This is a genomic window from Paraburkholderia sp. EG304, from assembly GCF_046543485.1.
Lineage (GTDB): Bacteria > Pseudomonadota > Gammaproteobacteria > Burkholderiales > Burkholderiaceae > Paraburkholderia > Paraburkholderia youngii.
In genome coordinates this window covers 1-19,034 of record NZ_JBKGUA010000043.1, presented here as the reverse complement: position 1 = coordinate 19,034, position 19,034 = coordinate 1, and the positions used below count along the sequence as shown (strand labels likewise).

The window sequence follows — 19,034 nt, the reverse complement described above, 5'->3', positions numbered from 1 at the left end:
TGCGTTATACGATTCGATGATCACGACATTCGCAGACAAGGCCACCGCAAGAATTTTCCAGGGCAGGTTCGTGCATACGTTGCCGCAATCGATCCAGGCGCTAGCGCATCGCAAGCTGCTGATGATCGACGCCGCGAGCTCCATCGCGAATTTGCACGCGCCGCCCGGAAACCGGCTCGAAGCCTTGCAAGGCGAGCGCAGCGGGCAATGGAGCATCCGCATCAATGCGCAGTGGCGCATCTGTTTTCATTTCGTCGGCGAGGACGCGCTGAATGTCGAGATCGTCGACTATCACTGACTACTGGAGACCGACATGGTCATCAAACGCTCCGCGCTGAAGAACATCGATTTCTCCGACATCGATATGGGCGCGGCCATTGACGAGATCCATCCTGGCGAAATTCTGCGCAGCGAGTTCCTCGAGCCGCTCGGCATGTCCGTCAATGCGCTCGCGCTTGCATTGCGGGTGCCGGCGCCACGCATCAACGACGTCGTGCGCGGCCGCCGCGCCATTTCCGCCGATACCGCGCTGCGGCTCGAGCGCTACTTCGGCGCGAGCGCGCAGTTCTGGCTCAATCTGCAAATCGCCTACGATCTGCGCGTCGCCACCGCCGCCGCCGGCGAGCAGATCGAACGGGAAATCGAACCGATGCCGCGCGCCGAGCGCCCGAAGCTGCCCAGCGTGCCCGCCGGGCACGCGCGGGCCGCGGCGCTCGCGGCCAGCGTCAGCGGCAACATCTCGGCCAGGACGCGCCGCAAGACCTGAAGGCGGCCGTGCGGCCAAAAGCACGGAGCCGACACACACGAGCGGTTAAAATCCCATCATTCTTCTAGCCTTCCCGGAGTACAGCAATGTCTTTGCAACGTCGTACCACTCTCACGAAGTACCTGATCGAGCAGCAGCGTGAAACCAACAACCTGCCCGCCGATCTGCGCCTGTTGATCGAAGTCGTCGCGCGCGCGTGCAAGGCGATCAGCTACCACGTCAGCAAAGGCGCGCTCGGCGATGCCCTCGGCTCCGCGGGCAGCGAAAATGTTCAGGGCGAAGTGCAGAAGAAGCTCGACATCCTGTCGAACGAAATTCTGCTCGAGGCGAACGAATGGGGCGGCAACCTCGCGGGCATGGCCTCCGAGGAAATGGAACAGTTCTTCCCGATTCCGGCCAACTATCCGAAGGGCGAATATCTGCTCGTGTTCGATCCGCTCGACGGCTCGTCGAACATCGACGTCAACGTGTCGATCGGCACGATCTTCTCGGTGCTACGCTGCCCGGACGGCCACCAGGCCACCGAGCAATCGTTTCTGCAGCCGGGCACGGAGCAGGTCGCCGCGGGCTATGCGGTGTACGGCCCGCAAACGGTGCTCGTGCTGACCACCGGTAACGGTGTGAACTGCTTTACGCTCGATCGCGAGCTCGGCTCGTGGGTGCTCACGCAAAGCGACATGCGTATTCCCGTCGAAACCCGCGAGTACGCGATCAACGCCTCGAACGAACGCCACTGGTATCCGCCGGTTCAGCAATACATCGGCGAACTGAAAGCGGGCAAGGAAGGTTCGCGGCAGGCTGACTTCAACATGCGCTGGATCGCATCGATGGTCGCCGACGTGCATCGCATCCTGAATCGCGGCGGCATCTTCATGTACCCGGCCGACAAGCGCACGCCGGACAAGCCGGGCAAGCTGCGTCTGATGTACGAAGCCAATCCGATGGCGTTCATCGTCGAGCAGGCGGGCGGCGCCGCAACCAACGGCGAGAAGCGTATTCTCGACGTCCAGCCAAAGAGCCTGCACGAGCGCGTCGCGGTGTTCCTCGGCTCGAAGAATGAGGTCGATCGCGTGACTCGCTATCACCTCGAAGCGAAGAAGTGATCTCGAAAGAAAAAATGCATCAAGGGGCTTGCCAAGTCACTGAAGTAGTCCCTATAATCTCGTTTCTCCTGATGCCGGAATAGCTCAGACGGTAGAGCAGCGCATTCGTAATGCGAAGGTCGGGGGTTCGATTCCTCTTTCCGGCACCATCAAGTTTCAAGCAAAAAGCCCAGTCCTCATGACTGGGCTTTTTGTTTTGCCGTCGCGCGAAACATTGCCGGTCTGCCGCCTTGACGAGCCGAAACAGCCTGTAGCAAGCAATGCCGTTCGGCACTGATCGACTACGACACGAAGTGCCAGTTCAGCTTGTTCTCGAGACCCATGTGTGGACGAGCAGCACGTTCTCGCGTGCGGTGCGCGCGTTCCAGCCTAGTCTGGAACGCGGAGCGGGTCGTACGACCGTTGCATCGCAAGGTTGCGCGCAACGACGGCATCGGCCCGTGGGGTCGGCTGCTCGGACGCGCCGTATGCGGCTATCGCTTGCGCGGGTGCCGACGCAAACCACAAGATCCTGCCGGCGCACTCGATGCCAACCTGACGTCCGTCCCAGTACACAGCGTTTTCCATTGCGACCTCTCTCCCAAACATGCAGAACGTCATGATCCGCTCGGCGCGTCGCGCGTCCGTCTGCCAACGCACGTCGATTCATCGGTAGTCGCTTCCATCATAGGAGGCGCACGGGCTCCGTTCGACTTGTCGCCAAATGCAGTCCTTTTGTCACAGCAATCCGGGAATGGGTTTGCCAACCCACTGTCAGCATTTAATTAACGACAAATTCCTTAAACAGTGTTTTGTCCGGTCAACGCGGCGCGGAATGTGCCGTTTACTAGGTATTAGGCAGACAGTTACGCAATCCGCAAATTACGAACGTTCAGTTCACAAACGCGAAAATCCTGCCAATGCGGCAACGCACAAATTTGTCACGTGTTATTCACAAAGAACGTCAAATCCAGTGCACGGAAATATCGATCGGTCGTGCTCAAACGCAGGTGGGGCAAGGCGCGAAAGGGAATGGCGGAGGGAGTCGGGATTGGGACGATTTGGCGCTGGCAATTAAGCGGATCAAGCAGATCGCGAAACCCAACCGATAGTTAGACGATAAATTTTATTCAATCCCTCTGCTGATGTGTCGGCTTGTGCCGTTAAAGCAACAGAGTATGTATGACGCGCATCGGACACTGGTGCGATGCGGGGAACGAGGCCGATAATCGGTTCGCAAAGGAGAAAGATCATGGATGCCAAACCACCGAAGATTCCGACCCCGGACAAAGTTTTTTACCCGGATCCGGAACCTGTGGCCGTCGAGTTTTTGGGAGCCGAACTTCCCGAGCATGTTCGCGCTTTCTTCGACGAACAACGCAAGTCGTTCGATCCGAAGTAACGGACCACTGGCGCGGCGCAGCATTCGCGCCCGTTGATTTCATGCGCGGCGAATTTTCGCGCCGTCATTACGCGTCCGACGCCTCCGTCAGGACGCTGGGTTTGCTCGCCTGATCAGAGCAGCTACGCTGGGCCGCACGGCTCGAGCGTACGAATACGCGCGCCCTTCCCGCGCCCAATTACCTCTCCGACAACTTGTGTAAAGCGGCCCGACGTGCGCCGTTTGCCGGGCATCATTTATTCTTTTGGTTTTTCCGTCAACGGCCGCCCGGCCACGTCCACCTCATGAATCGTTTGCATCGCTTCGGCGCGTCATGCGCGCTCGCCATCGCCGCCACCGTGGCTTTCTCGCCCGCCCCTGCCCTCGCCGATGGTGACGACACCGCGCTCACGAACCTGATCGCACTGGTTTCGCAGCGTCTCGCGCTCGCGGAGCCGGTCGCGCGCTGGAAGTGGGCGAACCATCAGCCGATCACCGATACGCCGCGCGAAAACGCGCTGCTCGCCGAAGTCGAAAAGCGCGCCGCGGCGGCAAACGTCGATCCGGCGTTCGCTCGCGCGTTCTTCCGGGATCAGATCGATGCGAGCAAAGACGTGCAGAACGCGCTCTTCGCGAAATGGCGCAGCACCCAGCCGCCGCAAGGTCCCGCGCCCGATCTCGCAACCAGCACGCGACCGCAACTCGACAAGCTGACGCAATCGTTGATGGCGAGCCTGGCGCGCGTGCAGCCGCTGCGCGCCGCGGACGATTGTCCGTCGCGCGTCGCGCAATCGCTGGCTAACTGGAAAACGCTGACACGCTATGACTCCGCGCATTCCAGCGCGATGACGCGCGCGCTAGGTCACGTGTGCGAGACCGGTGGAGTCGGCGCGACCGGCTGATTCCGGCAACGCTGCGGCGAGCGCACACTGCATAGGCGTCATAGGACGATGCTCGACTCGGGCGCGTCACGCGGCACACTCAACGGCATCACGCGCAGACCACGCGCCAGGTGGCTTTGCAGGATACGGTACGTCGACAATTCGAACGCCCCCGCCAGCGTCGACGCATGCAGTTGCCCCGCCTGCACGAGCGACGGCGCGTGCCCGAGGTAACGCCAGCGATCGACCACGTGAAAGACGCGCTGTGCGTCCTCACGCTCCTCGAACACGATCGGCCCGTCGAACGGCCAGGGCGCGCTCGCGGGATCGCTCTTCGTCACGCGCGGCAAACGGTTGTGGCCCGGCCGCAGCGTCGCGATCCACTGCGCCTCCGCGAGCATCGCGCCGAGTTCGCCGCCCGTCGCGCGCCATTCGACGCGCCGCACCAGCTGCGCAAGCCGCATATCCTTCGACGAACGCCGCTCGCCGGTGAGATGCGAGCGCAGCCGCTGACGCACGCGCACGCTGCGGCCGACATACAGCGGCGCATCGCCTTCGCCATAGAACGCATACACGCCACACCCTGCCGGCGCGGTGTCGAGCAGGTCTTCGGTGATGTCGCCGGCGAGCCGGTAGCGACGCGTGGTGCGCTCGATCTGCGCACGCAGCGCGTCGAGCGGTACGAGCGTCGGTAGACGCTGCCAGAACTGCCAGATCAGATCGGCGTCGGCGAGCGCGCGGTGACGGTCGGACGGCACCAGCGCATGACGTTCGACGAGCGCGTCGAGACCATGGCGCTTTTCGCCGGGAAACAGCGCGCGCGACAGCCGTACCGTGCAAAGCACGTCCGGATCGAACGCAATTCCGGCGCGACGAAATTCGCCGCGTAAAAATCCGCGATCGAAACTCGCGTTGTGCGCGACGAACAGCTTGCCGTTCAGGCGCTCGAACAGCGCAGGCGCGATCGACTCGAACGTCGGTGCGCCGCGCACCATATCGTTCGTGATGCCGGTCAGTTGCTGGATGAACGACGGAATGGGCTGCTGCGGGTCGATCAGGCTGCTCCACCGCGATACGCCGGCCGGCCCGACTTCGACGACGCCAACCTCGGTAATGCGGTGCTCGCTCGTCGAGCCGCCGGTCGTCTCGAGGTCGACGAAAACGATGGGTGCATCGAGTGCCGGTTCCGGCGAAAGCAGTTCAGACATGGGGCAAGAGATTCGGATGCGTGAATTTGCGGCAAGTATGCACCAGCTGGACGGTGCGCATCCACACTGTGCGCCGTCCGCAGGCAGAAACTGCGTCGACAGGGACCCTCAATTTGCGCAGATATCCCGCGGACGCTTAAAACCAATAATCCGGAGTAGCCAATCCGTTTCAATGAATTATCTTCCGACAATAATACGTATCGTTGAACCACGCAGTTACCGAAGATCCTGGCTGGATAAAATAAAAACCCTCGCGCGACGGCGAGGGTTTTTGGCTCCCGACTGCGCGGGCGGCGCGCCCGGCGCAGCGCATTCACAGCGGCTGGATGTTGGCCGCCTGCTTGCCCTTCGGGCTGGTCTTGACTTCAAAAGACACCCGCTGGTTTTCCTTCAACGACTTGAAGCCCTCGCTGCGGATCTCCGAAAAGTGCGCAAAAAGATCCTCGCCACCCGCGTCCGACGTGATAAAGCCAAAACCCTTAGCATCGTTGAACCATTTGACGACACCAGTTTCCATTTCCTGTTTTCCCTCGGTGATTTATGCAAAGCGGGCATTGCCCTTGAATCGATCCCACCCCGATTCAGTTGCCCATATCTGATCAAGACAAAAAACCAGAAACAGCAATCAAATTCGGCTTTGCCGTTATACGGGGAACAGAGAATCGCCGTCAAGTAAACTTTTCATATGCGTTTAGCGTATAAAGAGATATCACTTCAAATCGCATGGATATACGCACACTGTCAAAGTTACCTGGAATGATTTAACCAGCCAGGAAACGGAAAAACTTGCAAAAATATGCAATGGGAATGTAACAAAATCCAAGTTTGCGTAAGTGTTTGTCCGACTTGTTGCTGCGCAGTCCGACTCGCATGATGCATATCAGTGGTAGCGATGTGCTTCAGGAGGTTGTCATGTTCCAGGAAATTCGCCGTCTCTTCGCCTGGCTCACTCATTCGCCTGCAAAGGCCATACCAGACCAACCTGCAACCACGGACTCATCCACGGTTTTCGACTTCGATCCAATGTGGCACGGGGACCATTGGCAGAATTTGCTCTCCTCGCCGATGGATGCGCGCCGTTATGTGATCGAAGACTGGAGCGTGTCCGCGCAGGATGATTGGGGCGACGCGGAAGGCACCGCACCCGCTCACTAGAGCAGCTCGCGAAGATCGTTCGCCAAAAAAAAGCGCGACTGGAAGGTCGCGCTGACAAAGGTTGGAGATCTTTTTCGTCAACGAAAAAGTCTGCTTCGAAAAGCAGAAATTAAAGTATAGCGGTCGTATTCGATTTCGATTATTCACACAATTAACAATCGTCTATTGCCGGAGTAACAACAATCGTTCTTCCGTATTTCTTGCCGTTGTTTTTCCGCATCGTTCGGTGTCGCGAATCAGCAACGCGCTTTAGGAAAGAACAGACGCCGAATGCCGCCGAGTCGGCGCAAAGCCTTTATCCATAAGGCTCAAATGGCGAACCATGATCGTTTCTCGTTGCGTAATACTTTATTGCGCGAATCGGAACATCAACTCCCGGAAGTGTCTCTCTACACTCTGCGTAATCGGAAACCGGCGCGGATCTGGTCAACGCGCTTCTCACGCGGATTCCGCTTCTCGCAGCGCTCGCGTGAAGGTCTCCTAAGCCAGGGTTTTATACCTCTCTCGCTCTTGGAGTTATATCAATGAAGAAGACACTCATGGTCGCTGCCCTGTCGGGCGTTTTCGTCACGGCAGCGCACGCGCAAAGTAGCGTCACCCTGTATGGCCTGATCGACGCCGGGATTACTTATACGAACAACCAGCGCGTCAGTGCTACTCAGCACGGCGCCAACGTTGCGATGACGAGCGGTTCGGTGAACGGTAGCCGGTGGGGCCTGCGTGGCGCTGAAGATCTTGGCGGTGGTCTGAAGGCCATCTTCACGTTGGAAAACGGCTTTGGCATCAACGACGGCACGCTCAAGCAGCAAAGCCGTATGTTCGGCCGGCAGGCGTTCGTTGGTCTGTCGAGCGACCAGTTCGGCGCTGTCACGCTCGGCCGTCAATATGACAGCATGGTCGACTTCGTCGGCCCGCTGGCGCTCACCGGCACGCAATACGGCGGCACCCAGTTCGCCCACCCGTTCGACAACGACAACCTGAACAACTCGTTCCGTATCAACAACTCGGCCAAGTACACGAGCGCGAACTACGGCGGCTTCAAGTTCGGCGCGTTGTACGGCTTTTCGAACCAGGCTAGCGGCTTCGCGAACAACCGCGCATACAGCGCGGGCGCATCGTACAACTGGGGCGGCCTGAACGTCGCAGCCGCTTACTTGCAACTGAACGCCAACGGCGCAACCAGCGCAGCCGCAGCGTTCAATTCGGGTGGCGCAGTGTCGGGCGACAACACGTTCTTCGCGCAACGTCAGCAAACATGGGGCGCAGGCGCCAACTATGCGTTCGGCCCGGCAACCGTTGGCATCGTGTACTCGCAGACGAACCTGCATGGCCTCGTCGGCATCAGCCAGGGTTCATCGGGTGTCTCGGGCGGTATCGGCTTCCCGTCCAACAGCGCCCAGTTCCAGAATTTCGAGGGCAACGCTCGTTACGCTCTGACACCTGCGATCAGCATTGCCGCCGCGTACACGTACACCCGCGCTAACCTGTCCAGCACGCACGTGCACTGGAACCAGGTCGATCTGCAAACCGCATACGCGTTGTCCAAGCGTACCGACGTGTACCTGCAAGGCGTGTATCAGGCAGCAAACGAAGGCTCGATCGTCCCCGCCTTCATCAATGGCGTGGGTAACGCTTCGGGCAACAACAAGCAAGTCGCTGTGACGGCTGGTCTGCGTCACCGCTTCTAAGCACCGCGCAAGGACTGGCAGTAGAGAAGGCGCCGTTCGCGGCGCCTTTTTTATGTTCGCGCCGAAGTGGTCTTTCGCCAGACTTTGCCTGCGCCTCCGCCAGCGCCCTAGCGGCCGGCATCGGGTGGCGGGTACTTGACGTCGAGAATGTCGATCGGTTGCGGCCCGGCCGGCGTGAACAGCGTGACCGTATCGCCGATTTTGGCCTTCAGCAACGCACGCGCAATGGGCGAAATCCAGCTTACGTGCCCAATGTCCAGGTCGACCTCGTCGACACCGACGATCGTCACCTTATGCTCTTCGCCGTCCTCGGTCGCGTAATCGACCGTCGCGCCGAAGAACACCTGATCGACGTTTTCCTGCCGGCCGCTATCGACGACCTCGGCCAGATCGAGCCGCTTGGTCAGGAAACGGATGCGACGGTCAATTTCGCGCAAACGTCGTTTGCCGTAGATGTAGTCGCCGTTCTCCGAGCGGTCGCCGTTCGACGCCGCCCACGACACCAGCTTGACGACCTCGGGCCGCTCGACATCGATCAGGTGCAGCAATTCATCGCGCATACGCCGATGACCGGCGGGAGTCATGTAGTTTTTGGTGCCTGCGGGCACGTCGGGCTGGGTGACGTCGAGATCGTCGTCGTTGTCCTCGCTCGACTCTTTGACAAAGGCCTTGTTCATAATCATCCGTTAACAGCAGCTAGCATCAACCTGATAAAAGGTTACACGATCGGGCCCGCGACACAAATCGCCGTGATGGGCTTCCATTTTTCAAATCTGTTGGCTATAATCTCGTTTCTGTGTGCGGCTGTAGCTCAGTTGGATAGAGTACTTGGCTACGAACCAAGGGGTCGTGGGTTCGAATCCTGCCAGCCGCGCCACCTTATTCGAGAACTGCCTTGCTGAGAGTTCTCAGGTTTCACCGGTTTTTGCAGTAAGCATCACCGTTTGCGTGCGGCTGTAGCTCAGTTGGATAGAGTACTTGGCTACGAACCAAGGGGTCGTGGGTTCGAATCCTGCCAGCCGCGCCACCTATGAAGGGCCTTCCAATCGGAAGGCCCTTTGTTTTTCTGGCGCACCGTGCGCCAGCTCAACGCGGCGGCGACTGGATATCCCCAATCTGCCCGTCCGGGTGCGGCAAGTCCTCGACGACCCCGCCTACCGTCTGCTCGCTGATCGTCTCGGCCCGCATGCCGGTCAGTGCCTGGCGCTCGCGCAGCACGTCGTCGACGGTATCGCCGAAATGGCTCGCGACGAACGCCCGCAGCAAAGCAATGCGCAGCGACTCGCCGCTCCCCTCCGAGGCCCGCTGTCCGCCCTTGAACTCCGCGACGCACAACGCACCTTTTTCGTTCTGCTCGCGCACATCGAGCCGCATCGCGCGCTCGAGCACAACGGCAGCCGTCTCCCATGACGCGCAAGGCGTGAAACGCCCATCCCACGGACGACCTCGATCGTTGCCGCGGATCGCAACAGTCTCGCCACTATCGGTAAAGTAGATTTCACGCACGAAGTCGTGCAGGCTGCGCGCCACCCAGTAATCGAGCGCCACGCCAGCGAGGTCGGATACGTACGTTCATCTGCGTTCTCCCCGGGGTTCAGGTGAGACCTGCCTTCAGTTGTATCCTGAGCCGCACGAAAGATGCCTGACTTGCGTGACGCGCCAGTCCGGGCCGCGCCGACGCCCAGTCCGAAGCCGCTCAGTAATCCGCGCGCTCGCGGTCGATACGCATGCCGCCGTCGTGGCGGTGATGCCCTTCTTCGCTCGGCCGCTCACGCGTGATGCGCATCACGTCAGGATTGGTGCGCACGCGCCGCATCACATTGGCCAGGTGCACACGGTCGCTGACCTGAATCACGAAGCGCAGAATCGTGGATTCCTGCGACAGATCTTCGTCCATCGCGATATGGACGATGTTCGCGTCCGCCGACGTGATGTCGGCCGCTACGCGGGCGAACACGCCCTTGGTATTCTTAACCAGCACCTTGACCGCGACATCGAACAGACGCCCCGGCTGCGGCGCCCACGCAACGTCGATCCAGCGCCCCGGATCGCGGCGGTGGATACGCTGCGCGACGCGGCAGTCGGTGGTATGGATCGCCATGCCAAGGCCGATGCCGATATAGCCCATGATGTCATCACCCGGAATCGGACGGCAACACGCGGACAGTTGCACCGACATGCCCTCCGTACCGGTGATGACGACCGGGGGCGCATGCGGCGTCGAACCGGACTCGGAGCGCGAGCCGTCGTCGTCGGCGTCGCGCCCGCTCATCAGCACTTCGATGCGCTTGGCCATCACCGCCGCGACGCGCCGGCCGAGACCGATGTCCGCGAAAATTTCCTGACGGTTCTTGTTGCCCGTCCACTGCACGAGCTTTTCCCACGCTTCCGGCGTCACGTCCGACAGCGCGAGGCCGTAGCCCTTCAACGCCTGATCGACGAGACGCTCGCCGAGTTGCACCGACTCGTTCAGGCGCATCGTCTTCAGATAATGACGGATCGCCGAGCGCGCCTTGCCGCTGCGCACGAAGCCTAGCCATGCGGGGTTCGGCTTCGAATACGGCGCCGTGATGACTTCGACGATGTCGCCGCTCTTCAGCTCGGTACGCAACGGCAACAGCTCATTGTTGATCTTCACCGCGACGCATTGGTTGCCGAGGTCGCTGTGGATCGAATACGCGAAGTCGAGCGCGGTGGCGCCGCGCGGCAGCGCCATGATCTTCGACTTCGGCGTGAACACGTAGACCGCGTCCGGGAACAGGTCGATCTTTACGTGCTCGAGGAATTCGCTCGAATCGCCCGCTTCGCTCTGAATATCGAGCAGCGACTTCAGCCACTGGTGCGCGCGCTTTTGCACGTCGTTCAGGTCCGCGCTGCCGTTCTTGTACAGCCAATGCGCGGCAACGCCCGCTTCGGCGATCTCGTGCATCTTGCGCGTGCGCACCTGAAACTCGATCGGCGCGCCGAACGGGCCGACGAGCGTGGTATGCAGCGACTGATAGCCGTTCACCTTCGGGATCGCGATGTAATCCTTGAACTTGCCCGGAACGGGCTTGAACAGCGCATGCAGCGCACCGATGCAGGTATAGCACTCGAGCGCGCTGTCGACGACCACGCGAAAACCATACACGTCGAGCACCTGCGAGAACGACAGCTGCTTGTCGCGCATCTTCTTGTAGATGCTGAAGATGGTTTTCTCGCGACCGGTGACTTCGGCGTCGATCTTTGCGTCGGCAATCGCGCGCTGCACCGATTCGAGAATCTTGCCGACCACCTCGCGACGATTTCCGCGCGCCGCCTTCACGGCTTTTTCGAGCGTCGCGTAACGGTGCGGGTTGAAATTCGCGAAGCTCAGGTCCTGCAGCTCGCGATAGGTATTGTTCAGACCGAGCCGGTGAGCGATCGGCGCGTAAATGTCGAGCGTTTCGCGTGCCACGCGGCGACGTTTCTCCGGCGGCACCGCGCCGAGCGTGCGCATATTGTGCAGCCGGTCGGCGAGCTTCACGAGGATCACGCGCACGTCGCGCGCCATCGCGAGCAGCATCTTGCGGAAGTTCTCCGCCTGCGCTTCCTCGCGATTGCGAAACTCCATCTTGTCCAGCTTGGACAACCCGTCGACCAGTTCCGCAACCTTCGCGCCGAAGCGCTCGGCGAGCTCCGCCTTGGTTACGCCCTGGTCTTCCATCACGTCGTGCAAGAGCGCCGCCATGATCGACTGGGCGTCGAGATTCCAGCCCGCGCAGATTTCCGCGACTGCGACCGGATGCGTGATGTAGGGTTCGCCGCTCTGGCGATACTGGCCGAGGTGGGCTTCGTCGCTGAAGTGGAACGCCGCCTTGACGTCCTTGATTTCTTCCGGCGGCAGATAGCCGGACAGCGCGGACGTCAGATTGGCGATGGAGACGACGTCGTGCCGGCGCGGCTGCTCCGGCGTGGCGGTCGGCCCGAACAGATGACGAAACGATTGCTCGAGGACCGCGTCGATGTACTTGCGTGCAGACGACGGCGCGTCGGTGTCGTGTTCCGCTTCCGTGGCGGTGGGCGGGGTAGCACTCATGGTCGCCTCCGGTAGCGGTCAGGGTTGGACACAGTTCTGCACGTTGAGCAATCCGGTGTGGCGAATACCGGACGAGTCGAAAACGAAAATCCGTGCGCCTTAGACCGGCACCTTCTTCAGCATTTCGACGCCGACCTGACCCGATGCGATTTCACGCAGCGCGAGGACGGTGGGCTTGTCGCGGCTTTCGATCTTCGGCGTGTGGCCTTGAGCGAGCTGACGCGCGCGATAGGTTGCGGCAAGCGCGAGTTCGAAACGGTTCGGGATCTGTTTGAGGCAGTCTTCGACGGTAATGCGGGCCATGTTGGGTTCCTTCTCAGTATGTTGCTTATTCTACCTTATGTGCCTGACGGCACGCCGCGCTCACGCGTGCGGCAGGTGGATGCCGAGCTGCATGAAAAGCTGCGTGTGACGCGCGTACTGCGACGCGAAGCGCGAGCGCGTCGCGCCGACGAGGCACTGCAACTCAGCCAGCGCACGATCGAAGTTTTCGTTGATCACGACGTACTCCGCTTCGGCCGCGTGCGCGATCTCGCCGCCCGCCGCGAGCAGGCGTCGCGTGATCACGTTCGGCTCGTCCTGGCCGCGCTTTTTCAGACGCTCTTCGAGCGCTTCGAGCGACGGCGGCAGAATGAAAATTTCCACCGCGTTGTGGAACTGCTTCTTCACCTGCTGCGCGCCCTGCCAGTCGATTTCGAGCAGCACGTCATGGCCGTTTTTCATCTGCTCTTCGATCCACACGCGCGACGTGCCGTAGTAGTTGCCGTGCACTTCCGCGCTTTCGAGAAACTCGCCCGCGTCGTGACGCCGCATAAAGTCTTCGACGGTCGTGAAGTGATAATGCTCGCCGTCCTGCTCCTTCGGACGCGGCGGGCGCGTCGTGTACGAGATCGACAGACGGATCGCGTCGTCGCCCGCGAGCAGCGCGTTGACGAGCGTCGACTTGCCCGCGCCCGACGGCGCGACGACCATGAACAGATTGCCGGGATAGGCGCCGGCGTACGGATGGCGCGGCGCGCCGGCTTCGCGAGAATGGTGGTCGGTCATGATGTGTAGTGCTCCAGCCTTATTCGAGATTCTGTACCTGCTCGCGCATCTGTTCGATCAGTAGTTTCAGCGTCATCGACGAATCCGCGAGTTCCTTCGCCGCCGCCTTCGAACCGAGCGTGTTCGCTTCGCGGTTCAGTTCCTGCATCATGAAGTCGAGCCGCTTGCCGACCTTGCCGCCCTTCTCGATCACGTGACGCGTTTCGTTCAGGTGCGCGGTGAGGCGCGACAGCTCTTCGGCGATGTCGATGCGAATGCCGTACATCGTCACTTCCTGGCGAATCCGCTCGTTGATCTCTTCGCGCGACACGATCGTCGCGGCCCCATCCGGCGCCGCGATGCCGAGCGCTTCCTGCAGACGTTCGACGATCTTCTGCTGATGCCGCGCAATCAGCTCGGGCACGAGCGGCGTGATCTTCGTGACGATCGTTTCCATTTCGGTGACGTTGCCGAGCAGCATCGTCGCGAGTTGCGCGCCTTCGCGTGCACGCACGTCGATCAGGTCCGCGATTGCCTGCTTGCCGCACGCGAGCACCGTGTCGCGCAACGTCTCGGGCGCGATACCGCTTTCGGCGAGCACGCCCGGCCAGCGCAGAATTTCGCCAGTCCGCAGACGGCCGGCTTCCGGAAACGTGTCCAGCACCGTGCGTTCCAGCTGCGCGAGCTGCGCGAGCGCGTCGCGGTTGATCGCACCCGCGTTCGCCGACTGCTCGCTGCGCTGCAGATTCACGCGAATGTCGACCTTGCCGCGCGACAGCTTGTTCATCAGCATTTCGCGCAGCGTCGGTTCGACGACGCGCACGTCTTCCGGCATGCGGAAGTTCAAATCGAGAAAGCGCGAGTTCACCGTGCGCAATTCGACCGACACGCTGACGCCACCAGTGCCCGATGCCGCCACGAGTTCGCGCGTAGCGCTCGCATAGCCAGTCATGCTGTAGATCATCGTATTTCTCGCGATTGCGGCCATGCGTTCGACGATGGCCTGAGAAGCGGATCGCCCGGCGTGTACGAGACGCGGGGCGGGGAATCGGCATTATCCCATTTTTGGCCGCGCGATCCGCTCGCGAGCGGGCACGGATGCGGCCTGGCACGTGGCAGCTTTCACTGTATGGATTGCCGCTCGTCGTAACGATGACCCTCGCGTGCTCGGGCGGCACTCATCATCCGCAACCTTGTGTTCCATGCGTATGGGCAACCGCCCTATTCGATCGGCGGTAAAATTAGGGTTTTTCCTCCGCCCCTCTTCCGGCCTTTCGGCACACAACGCGACCCATTCCGACATGAGCAACGACACCCAACGCCCCAGCGGCCGCCAGCCCAACCAGTTGCGCGACGTGCGCATCACGCGTCACTACACGAAGCACGCGGAGGGCTCGGTGCTGGTCGAGTTCGGCGACACCAAGGTGATCTGCACCGCGAGCGTGAGCGAGAGCGTGCCGCCGTTCCTGCGCGATCGCGGCCAGGGCTGGCTCACCGCCGAATACGGCATGCTGCCGCGCGCCACGCATACGCGCAGCGACCGCGAAGCCGCGCGCGGCAAACAGACCGGCCGCACCCAGGAAATTCAGCGGCTGATCGGCCGCGCGCTGCGCTCGGTGTTCGATCTTGAAAAGCTCGGCGCGCGCACGATCAATCTCGATTGCGACGTGATCCAGGCCGACGGCGGCACGCGCACCGCAAGCATTACCGGCGCGTTCGTCGCCGCGCATGATGCGGTCGCCAGATTGCTCGCCACGGGCCGCATCGAAAGCTCGCCGATCACGGATTACGTCGCGGCGATTTCAGTTGGCGTCTACGACGGCGTGCCGGTGCTCGATCTCGACTACGACGAAGACTCGCAGTGCGACACCGACATGAACGTCGTGATGACGGGCGCGGGCGGTTTCGTCGAAATTCAGGGCACCGCGGAAGGCGTGCCGTTCTCGCGCGAAGAAATGAATGCGCTGCTCGATCTCGCGAGCGACGGCATCAGCACGCTGATCGCGAAGCAGAAAGAAGCGCTGGGAGTGCAGCAGTGAATGAGGTTCGTCAGGACAGCGGCGGGAACGATGCTCACGGCATAACGTCGGGCATGCCGTTGAAGAAAGTGGTGCTCGCGTCGAACAACGCGGGCAAGCTGCGCGAATTCGCGGCGCTGCTCAGCGCGGCCGGCATCGAGTTGATCCCGCAAGGCGCGCTCAATGTGCCGGAAGCCGAAGAGCCGCACCCTACCTTCGTCGAAAACGCGCTGGCCAAGGCGCGTCACGCGGCGAAGCTGACCGGCCTGCCTGCACTCGCCGACGACTCGGGCCTGTGCGTGCGCGCTTTGCGCGGCGCGCCGGGCGTCTACTCGGCCCGCTTCGCGCAACTCGCCGGCGGCGAGAAAAGCGACGCGGCGAACAACGCGCGGCTCGTCGAAGAACTGCGGAGCGCGAGCGACCGGCGCGGCTATTACTACTGCGTGCTCGCCCTCGTGCGTCACGCGGACGATCCCGAACCGCTGATCGCCGACGGCCGCTGGCACGGCGAAATCCTCGACGCGCCGCGCGGCGAGCACGGCTTCGGTTACGACCCGTACTTCTATCTGCCGTCGCTTAACGCGAGCGCCGCTGAGCTCGAGCCGGCGGTCAAGAACGCCAGCAGTCATCGCGCGATCGCGCTGCGGCAACTGCTCGCACGTTTGTCGGAGGAAGCGTGATTCCGATCCGATCGACGCCGGCGGACATCGGCAACGGTGTCGTCAAGGCATTCACATCGCCGGGCGGCATCCGTTTGACGTCGCTGCCGCCGCTTGCGCTCTACGTGCATTTTCCGTGGTGCGTGCGCAAGTGCCCATATTGCGATTTCAATTCGCATGAGTGGAAGGGAGAGACGTTCCCGGAGAACGACTACCTCGACGCGCTGCGCGCCGATCTGGAAATGGCGTTGCCACTGATCTGGGGCCGCCAGGTGCATACGGTGTTCATCGGCGGGGGCACGCCTAGTTTGCTGTCGGCGGCGGGGCTCGATCGAATGCTGTCGGATATCCGCGCGCTGCTGCCGCTCGACGCCGACGCGGAGATTACGCTCGAAGCGAACCCCGGCACGTTCGAAGCCGACAAGTTCGCGCAGTTTCGCGCGAGCGGCGTGAACCGGCTGTCGGTGGGCATCCAGAGTTTCAACGAAACGCATCTGAAGGCGCTCGGCCGCATTCATGACGCGGCGCAGGCGCGCCACGCGGTCGAGGTCGCCGCGACCACGTTCGACAACTTCAACCTCGACCTGATGTTCGCGCTGCCCAAGCAAACGCTCGCTGAATGCCAGGCCGATGTGGAAACGGCGCTGTCGTTTGCACCGCCGCATCTGTCGCTGTATCACCTGACGCTCGAACCGAACACGCTGTTCGCCAAATTCCCGCCCGCGCTGCCCGACGACGACGCGTCCGCAGACATGCAGGACTGGATTCATCAACGCACCGCCGCGGCCGGCTATGAGCGCTACGAGGTGTCCGCGTATGCGCGGCCGCATCGGCAGAGCAAACACAATCTGAACTACTGGCGTTTCGGCGACTATCTCGGCATCGGCGCGGGCGCGCATACGAAGCTGTCGTTTCCGAATCGGATCGTGCGTCAGGCGCGCTATAAACATCCGACCACGTTCATCGAGCAGGCCAAGGCCGGGGCAAGCGTGCAGGAAGAGCACGAGGTCGGGCCGCGCGATCTGCCGTTCGAGTTCATGCTGAACGCGCTGCGCCTGGTGGAAGGGTTTCCGGTGCATCGGTTCATCGAACGCACGGGTCTGTCGATTACGACGATCGAACCCGCGTTGCAGGAAGCGGAACGGCGCAAGCTGATTACGCGCGACCACGAACGGATCGCGCCGACGCCGCTTGGGCAGGCGTTCCTGAACGATCTGCAAGCGCTATTCCTGAAAGACCCGCAGTGATGCCGGGTCGCTTGGACTCGGCAGCGAAGTCTTTCCAGGTTACAATTCGCGGTTTGGAGGTGTGGCCGAGTGGTTTAAGGCACCGGTCTTGAAAACCGGCGAAGGAGCAATCCTTCCGTGAGTTCGAATCTCACCGCCTCCGCCAGTCTTTCAAGCAAAACCCCGTAAGTTCAGCGACTTACGGGGTTTTTGTTTTTCTTATCCCGATGATCCGCTGCGCCAGTGCCGTCAGCGACCGGAAAGATCATAGACGAAAGGTACGGTCGCTGCCCGCGAGCAGTCGCGCGACGGGCGCGAAAAATCGCAATGTTCTTGCGGGCGCTTTGTTCTGTCTCGTCGAAACCCGTGGAGATTTTGGGCGGTCGCCCATGTACGGACTGCCTGTCGCACGGTAATTATCTGAATGCTGTCAACCCCGGCAGCGAGTTCAGATAGACCAACGACACACCTATGTCCCTGTCCGTATTTGAGATGCACTCCGTGGAGCTGTTCTGCCAGCGGCCACCGGGTGCCTGTTATGTCATCTGTGACGAACGGCACTATAAGGCGTGCCTTGGCAAGGCAGCAGACAGTCACAAGGCCAGAGCGGAGACCCGGGAATTTCTCGAGATTGCCGAACTGAATCACAGGGAGTGGGAGGAGGACCGGAAGCTTGTCCGGAGTCTCCTTGGTCGCAACTGGCTGTTTTTCATACGGTGCGGGACCGTAACCCTGACACCGATGGCTGGTGGGTCATCGTTGCTCTTCTCGAAGAGGTTCGCCGGGGCAAACTGCTTGCCATTAGAGGTCCGCGTAATGGCCTGTTTCCGTCACCTTACCGCAGCGCGCCGCTAAGGAATCCCGTTGCGAGGACCGGCAGTCATCCGGACGGCGAACCCATTCGGTCCGTCGAGTATGATCCGGCCACCTGGCAAAACCAGCTGAACGCTGCGCGCGCAGCCCGAGCTGCCAATAGAGGCGCATCCACGCCGCTCGGCGACGTGCAGCCGTTTGAGTATGTGCCGGATGCGTTGAGCGACGATGTCGTTGAACTCGCCGCGAGCACCAATAACCCACGCTATGTCGCCAAGATGCTTACAAGCAAAACACGTTCAGCGACATGCTTCACGCTATGAAGCAGTACAACAAATTGCGCGGCGACAACAACGTAATCTGGCATGACGATGGAGACGTGGAATTTAACGGCGTGATTATCGACAACATGCACAGTTGGGCACCCTAAAGGAATGTTACGGCAACGACCCATCAACTTGCACATGCTTCTTTCACTATCTATCAGGACGTGGAGCGGCCCGAATTCTGGACAAACTACTTTCGCGTTGAACCGGACATGCAGAGCGTTCGGGGGCAATTCCGCACTACACCATCTGGGCGCACTAGCAAGTACCCGGCTCGAATTGGTGTATGGAGTGTGGATAGCAAGGGGCATGTTCAGAGTAATCTTCTTGCGCCTCACCTTCGCTATCTTGTCGAACGCTTGGCATTGCCCCGATCAGACCTGCCCGAATTGCTAGTGCGCACTGGCGCACAGATGCGTTTCTTCTGTTATTGGGACAACGAGAGCGGCGACCGCGTGCCTGATGTGCCCGACGATATTCGCACCATGATGGAAGCCATGGGCGGCACGGTCGAGATTGATGAATATCGATAAAGCCTCGCTCGAATGCACAAGCCGATCCTCGCGAGTCGGATTTTTTGTGCGAGCTTGTACGGCAGTGCAAGTGTTGTGGGTAGCACTTGTGAACTGATATGACTTTCCGTGTCAATCGCGATCGGTTCTCGGTCTGGGTACATCTGAATTTCCTGAGGGCGACGTAGCAGTACGTCTCGACGGTGGGTCACACTGATATCCGCGGGTTGGTTACC

At 61.0% G+C, this 19,034-nt stretch carries 20 protein-coding genes and 4 tRNA genes; 15 read left to right on the top strand and 9 right to left on the bottom strand.

Going from position 1 to position 19,034, the window contains the following annotated elements; genetic code table 11:
- Positions 1 to 16 precede the first annotated feature (16 nt).
- From ACLFKU_RS33055 to ACLFKU_RS33040, 4 genes are all read left to right on the top strand, one after another.
- Positions 17 to 298, top strand: coding sequence for a type II toxin-antitoxin system RelE/ParE family toxin (locus ACLFKU_RS33055; RefSeq protein ID WP_410851911.1), 282 nt, complete (start codon positions 17 to 19; stop codon positions 296 to 298).
- A 15-nt stretch (positions 299 to 313) separates the two neighbouring features.
- Complete coding sequence (locus ACLFKU_RS33050; RefSeq protein ID WP_368584909.1) at positions 314 to 766, top strand: HigA family addiction module antitoxin; 453 nt, start codon at positions 314 to 316, stop codon at positions 764 to 766.
- An 86-nt stretch (positions 767 to 852) separates the two neighbouring features.
- Positions 853 to 1,869 carry a class 1 fructose-bisphosphatase gene (locus ACLFKU_RS33045; RefSeq protein WP_176381236.1) on the top strand — a complete coding sequence of 339 codons (1,017 nt, stop codon included), beginning with the start codon at positions 853 to 855 and terminating at the stop codon, positions 1,867 to 1,869.
- A 73-nt stretch (positions 1,870 to 1,942) separates the two neighbouring features.
- A tRNA-Thr gene (locus tag ACLFKU_RS33040) sits at positions 1,943 to 2,018 on the top strand.
- 220 nt (positions 2,019 to 2,238) lie between these two features.
- On the opposite strand, the gene ACLFKU_RS33035 is transcribed toward ACLFKU_RS33040, so the two are convergent.
- A complete protein-coding gene (locus tag ACLFKU_RS33035; protein WP_368584926.1) occupies positions 2,239 to 2,436 on the bottom strand; it encodes a hypothetical protein in 198 nt (65 codons plus the stop codon).
- Between the two features lie 664 nt (positions 2,437 to 3,100).
- Here ACLFKU_RS33035 and ACLFKU_RS33030 point away from each other — a divergent pair.
- On the top strand, positions 3,101 to 3,250 hold the full coding sequence (locus tag ACLFKU_RS33030) for a hypothetical protein (protein ID WP_410851910.1): 150 nt from the start codon (positions 3,101 to 3,103) through the stop codon (positions 3,248 to 3,250).
- Positions 3,251 to 3,534: 284 nt separating this feature from the next.
- Positions 3,535 to 4,131, top strand: coding sequence for a chorismate mutase (locus ACLFKU_RS33025; protein ID WP_368584927.1), 597 nt, complete (start codon positions 3,535 to 3,537; stop codon positions 4,129 to 4,131).
- A 38-nt stretch (positions 4,132 to 4,169) separates the two neighbouring features.
- Here ACLFKU_RS33025 and ACLFKU_RS33020 read toward each other — a convergent pair whose 3' ends face one another.
- Both ACLFKU_RS33020 and ACLFKU_RS33015 read right to left on the bottom strand, forming a co-directional pair.
- Positions 4,170 to 5,318 (bottom strand): exonuclease domain-containing protein, encoded by a 1,149-nt coding sequence (locus ACLFKU_RS33020; protein ID WP_368584928.1) that lies wholly within the window; start codon positions 5,316 to 5,318, stop codon positions 4,170 to 4,172.
- A 313-nt stretch (positions 5,319 to 5,631) separates the two neighbouring features.
- Positions 5,632 to 5,835, bottom strand: coding sequence for a cold-shock protein (locus ACLFKU_RS33015; RefSeq protein WP_013090197.1), 204 nt, complete (start codon positions 5,833 to 5,835; stop codon positions 5,632 to 5,634).
- A 395-nt stretch (positions 5,836 to 6,230) separates the two neighbouring features.
- Here ACLFKU_RS33015 and ACLFKU_RS33010 point away from each other — a divergent pair, with 395 nt between their 5' ends.
- Positions 6,231 to 6,473 (top strand): hypothetical protein, encoded by a 243-nt coding sequence (locus ACLFKU_RS33010; RefSeq protein ID WP_368584929.1) that lies wholly within the window; start codon positions 6,231 to 6,233, stop codon positions 6,471 to 6,473.
- Between the two features lie 524 nt (positions 6,474 to 6,997).
- Positions 6,998 to 8,161: a porin gene (locus ACLFKU_RS33005; protein ID WP_368584930.1), complete on the top strand. Its 1,164-nt coding sequence runs from the start codon at positions 6,998 to 7,000 to the stop codon at positions 8,159 to 8,161.
- A gap of 107 nt (positions 8,162 to 8,268) precedes the next feature.
- Here the strand turns inward: ACLFKU_RS33005 and greB are convergent, their stop codons facing one another.
- Positions 8,269 to 8,838, bottom strand: coding sequence for a transcription elongation factor GreB (gene greB, locus ACLFKU_RS33000; RefSeq protein WP_410851909.1), 570 nt, complete (start codon positions 8,836 to 8,838; stop codon positions 8,269 to 8,271).
- Between the two features lie 123 nt (positions 8,839 to 8,961).
- Between greB and ACLFKU_RS32995 the strand changes: the two genes are divergently transcribed.
- Together ACLFKU_RS32995 and ACLFKU_RS32990 are read left to right on the top strand one after the other, a co-directional pair.
- Positions 8,962 to 9,038, top strand: a tRNA-Arg gene (locus ACLFKU_RS32995).
- 73 nt (positions 9,039 to 9,111) lie between these two features.
- Positions 9,112 to 9,188, top strand: a tRNA-Arg gene (locus ACLFKU_RS32990).
- A 59-nt stretch (positions 9,189 to 9,247) separates the two neighbouring features.
- Here the strand turns inward: ACLFKU_RS32990 and ACLFKU_RS32985 are convergent.
- From ACLFKU_RS32985 to ACLFKU_RS32965, 5 genes are all read right to left on the bottom strand, one after another.
- Entirely contained in the window at positions 9,248 to 9,709 is a 462-nt protein-coding gene (locus ACLFKU_RS32985; RefSeq protein ID WP_410851908.1) for a phage protein NinX family protein, read from the bottom strand.
- A gap of 148 nt (positions 9,710 to 9,857) precedes the next feature.
- Positions 9,858 to 12,218 (bottom strand): RelA/SpoT family protein, encoded by a 2,361-nt coding sequence (locus ACLFKU_RS32980; RefSeq protein WP_368584933.1) that lies wholly within the window; start codon positions 12,216 to 12,218, stop codon positions 9,858 to 9,860.
- 99 nt (positions 12,219 to 12,317) lie between these two features.
- Positions 12,318 to 12,521: a DNA-directed RNA polymerase subunit omega gene (gene rpoZ, locus ACLFKU_RS32975; RefSeq protein WP_008921215.1), complete on the bottom strand. Its 204-nt coding sequence runs from the start codon at positions 12,519 to 12,521 to the stop codon at positions 12,318 to 12,320.
- Positions 12,522 to 12,581: 60 nt separating this feature from the next.
- Positions 12,582 to 13,265, bottom strand: coding sequence for a guanylate kinase (gene gmk, locus ACLFKU_RS32970; protein ID WP_410851907.1), 684 nt, complete (start codon positions 13,263 to 13,265; stop codon positions 12,582 to 12,584).
- 19 nt (positions 13,266 to 13,284) lie between these two features.
- A complete protein-coding gene (locus ACLFKU_RS32965; RefSeq protein ID WP_368584936.1) occupies positions 13,285 to 14,208 on the bottom strand; it encodes a YicC/YloC family endoribonuclease in 924 nt (307 codons plus the stop codon).
- 337 nt (positions 14,209 to 14,545) lie between these two features.
- On the opposite strand from ACLFKU_RS32965, the gene rph reads away from it, so the two are divergent.
- The 5 genes from rph to ACLFKU_RS32940 all read left to right on the top strand — a co-directional run bounded on the left by rph (position 14,546) and on the right by ACLFKU_RS32940 (position 18,819).
- On the top strand, positions 14,546 to 15,283 hold the full coding sequence (rph, locus tag ACLFKU_RS32960) for a ribonuclease PH (protein WP_410851906.1): 738 nt from the start codon (positions 14,546 to 14,548) through the stop codon (positions 15,281 to 15,283).
- A complete protein-coding gene (gene rdgB / locus ACLFKU_RS32955) occupies positions 15,280 to 15,942 on the top strand; it encodes an RdgB/HAM1 family non-canonical purine NTP pyrophosphatase (protein ID WP_410851905.1) in 663 nt (220 codons plus the stop codon). The genes rph and rdgB overlap by 4 nt, the downstream gene beginning before the upstream one ends.
- On the top strand, positions 15,939 to 17,168 hold the full coding sequence (gene hemW, locus ACLFKU_RS32950; protein WP_410851904.1) for a radical SAM family heme chaperone HemW: 1,230 nt from the start codon (positions 15,939 to 15,941) through the stop codon (positions 17,166 to 17,168). The genes rdgB and hemW overlap by 4 nt, the downstream gene beginning before the upstream one ends.
- 55 nt (positions 17,169 to 17,223) lie before the next feature.
- A tRNA-Ser gene (locus ACLFKU_RS32945) sits at positions 17,224 to 17,313 on the top strand.
- 1,125 nt (positions 17,314 to 18,438) lie between these two features.
- Positions 18,439 to 18,819, top strand: coding sequence for a hypothetical protein (locus ACLFKU_RS32940; protein ID WP_410851934.1), 381 nt, complete (start codon positions 18,439 to 18,441; stop codon positions 18,817 to 18,819).
- Positions 18,820 to 19,034: the final 215 nt, after the last annotated feature.